Annotated in this window: 3 protein-coding genes and 1 riboswitch; all 3 genes read left to right on the top strand. The window is 45.6% G+C overall.

Annotated elements, in window-relative coordinates:
- Nucleotides 1–570 (top strand): GyrI-like domain-containing protein (locus tag B2633_RS17395; RefSeq protein ID WP_483171921.1); only part of this gene is annotated, 570 nt, incomplete at its 5' end.
- A gap of 421 nt (nt 571–991) precedes the next feature.
- Nucleotides 992–1095, top strand: a riboswitch (guanidine-I (ykkC/yxkD leader).
- Between the two features lie 55 nt (nt 1096–1150).
- Entirely contained in the window at nt 1151–1471 is a 321-nt protein-coding gene (sugE, locus tag B2633_RS17390; protein WP_483171920.1) for a quaternary ammonium compound efflux SMR transporter SugE, read from the top strand.
- A 338-nt stretch (nt 1472–1809) separates the two neighbouring features.
- Nucleotides 1810–2883, top strand: coding sequence for a deoxyguanosinetriphosphate triphosphohydrolase (locus B2633_RS17385; RefSeq protein WP_483171977.1), 1074 nt, complete (start codon nt 1810–1812; stop codon nt 2881–2883).
- Nucleotides 2884–2980: the final 97 nt, after the last annotated feature.

Below are 2980 nucleotides of genomic sequence, written 5' to 3'. Positions count from 1 at the left end.
GGCATAAGTAAGTCGTTTCCCAAACTTTCATTCGTAATCACCGTCAAAGGAGGAAGTAGTATGGAATTTAGAATTGAAGACAAACCGGCCTTTAATTTAGTCGGGGTAAGCAAACGTGTCCCTATGCAATTTGAAGGCGTCAATAACGAGATTGTAAAGCTTGCAGAAAGTATAACGGACGAACAAAAAGAAGAAATGCATTCTCTTCAAAATATTGAACCTTATGAGATCGTTAATGCTTCTTATGAGGCAGACGCTAATTTCCTAAAAGAAGAAGGAGATTTAACTCATCTGATAGGCATTTTAACGACTGAAAATCAGGTAAGTGATCTATTGGAAAAGGTGCCGGTCGAAGCTTATACTTGGGCAATATTCCCAAATGAAGGCCCATTTCCTTCTGCGTTACAAAAAACAATGGCAACAGTATATTCAGAATGGCTACCCTCTTCCAATTATGAAGTAATCAATGCCCCTGCTTTTTCCTTTACTAAAATGGATAAAGACAAAAAAGAGTACGCTTATAGTGAAGTTTGGATTCCTGTTCGGAAGAAATGTTCTATAAAAGGATAGGGCAAAACAGCTTGGTTAACGGCTATCAAATCAAGGAAAACAGCGTATATATTGACGCGGTTGTCGATACACGCCAGGATTATGGCTGGTTATTGTAGGCTGGACAAACATATTGACCTTAAAAAGGAAGTCCGCCGTGGAGATGGCGTTTTTTGCTGGTTATATATAGGTGAAATGGCTTGCATTTTCAGCAAGGCGTGCCTTCGGCAAATGCTCCTTGCGATTATGAACTCCATGTTTTATACGCAATGACTTCACTCTTCCGTAAGTCAAGTTGTAAAGGTAATGAAATTTGCTTGGAATAGTGATTGGTCTATTTTGATAGCTGCCGCACAGGCCGCGCTGAAAGGCGAAATACCAATCGAAATAGAACTTGAAATAGTTAATGGCATATGTTATCTTCTTAAGAGAAAATTTTATATTTTGAGGTTTATAGGGTTCCGCAGTTTTGGGTAAAGAACTGGTCTGGACCGAGATAAAACGCACAGTCATCTGTGTTCACGGAAGGATAAAAGCCTGGGAGATATTACAAGTATCTTCCGGGCCTTTTTACTTTAAATTAATGACAGGAGTGAAGAACATGAAATGGGTATTCTTGGTTATAGCAGGACTTTTGGAAGTAGCCTGGGCTATAGGCTTGAAATATACTCACGGTTTTACCAAGCTTGGGCCGAGTATATTAACCGTAATGGGAATGATAGCAAGCTTTTATTTCTTATCATTGGCATTGCGAAGTCTTCCCTTAGGGACAGCTTATGCTATTTGGACAGGAATCGGCGCAGTTGGCACTGTGATATTGGGAATCGTTCTTTTCAGAGAACCGGCTGACCTCATAAGGTTAATTTGTATTGGATTTATATTAATCGGGATTATAGGATTGAAAATATCATCTGCTCATTAATCAATTTGCATTTCAAAAGTGTTTCATAACCATGAAAAATGTTGATTGGCATATTTTGCCGACATTCGCACCGGCCAGTTTCAATAAGCAATAGCCAGAACACAGACCCCGGCGGGTCAAGACGGCGTCTTGGCCCGTCTTTTCTCGCGCATGGGGGGAATTCTTGAAAAACCAAAGGGTAGGCCGCTTATGCGCAAGCCGGCGGGGACGTTTCTGGCTTGCCCGGGAGAGCCCGGGTACGACAAAGTAATAAAGGATTCGCCTGGGTGATTGTAGTATTACTAGCACATAATTATGAAGAGATAATTCGAGTTGATTTTCAAGGGGGTGTATGGCGTATGATCCGTGAGGAAATCGAAAAGCGGGAAAATTCCTGGTTAGGTCCACATGCCATGCTGGCTGTCAATTCATGGGGGCGAATCAGGAGCGAACCACCCGATCCCATAAGGACCTGTTTTATGGTTGATCGCGACCGGGTGGTGCATTCCAAATCTTTCCGCCGCTTAAAACACAAGACCCAGGTTTTTATCGCCCCGCGGGGAGACCATTACCGCAGCCGTTTAACCCATACCCTGGAGGTCAATCAGATCGCCAAGACCATCGGCGCCGGGTTGAACCTTAACATCGATCTGATCGAGGCCATGGCTCTGGCGCATGATGTGGGGCATACCCCTTTTGCCCATGCCGGTGAAGAGATACTCAACCAGCTGCTGCCCGGGGGATTTCGACACAATGAAAACAGCATCCGCGTTCTGACCCGGGTTGAGCAGCACCGCCGGGGACCGGGGCTGAATCTGTCCCGGGAGGTATTGGACGGGGTTTTACACCACAGCGGCTACGGCGGGCAGGCGCATCTGGCCAGTACCGCAGAAGGCCGGGTTATTCGCCTCAGTGATAAAATCGCCTATGTGCAGCACGATATTGACGACAGTATCCGCGGAGGGCTCTTATCCTTGCAGGATCTGCCCCGGCAGTTCATCGATGTTCTTGGCAGCAGCCACAGCCAGCGGATTGCCACCCTGGTGATTGATACCATAGAATACAGCCTGAGCCGGTTAAAGCCCGGAGAGGTTCCGCTTATTGAGCCTTCACCGCCGGTAGAGGAGGCCTTGCGCGGTTTGAGGCAATTCATGTTCGAGGCTATTTATAATGGATCGGTGTGCCTTGCGGAACGCAAACGGGCCGGCTTTGTGATAGAGCACCTCTACAGCTACTTCCTCAAAAATCCGCTGCGCATGACTCCGCTGTACTTGGAGATTGCTGAGCAGGAGGGCTTGGAAAGAGCGGTGGCCGACTATATTGCAGGGATGAGCGATGAATACTGCATCAGTATTTTCGAAAATGTATATGTACCCAGGTCGCTGGTGCCGGATCAGTTCAAGATATTTTCCGGGGATGACATAGTAGATTAGCTTTAGGCAAATTTCGCTATAATTAGGCAGGATTTTGAAGGTGAACAGAGAATATAGGTGACACTATGGGTACTTATTATGATGAAAATGTACTATC

Origin of the sequence: Syntrophomonas sp. UBA1041 (genome assembly GCF_002316705.1) — a bacterium.
GTDB lineage: Bacteria > Bacillota > Syntrophomonadia > Syntrophomonadales > Syntrophomonadaceae > DTU019.
This window is presented reverse-complemented; position numbering and strand designations above follow the sequence as displayed.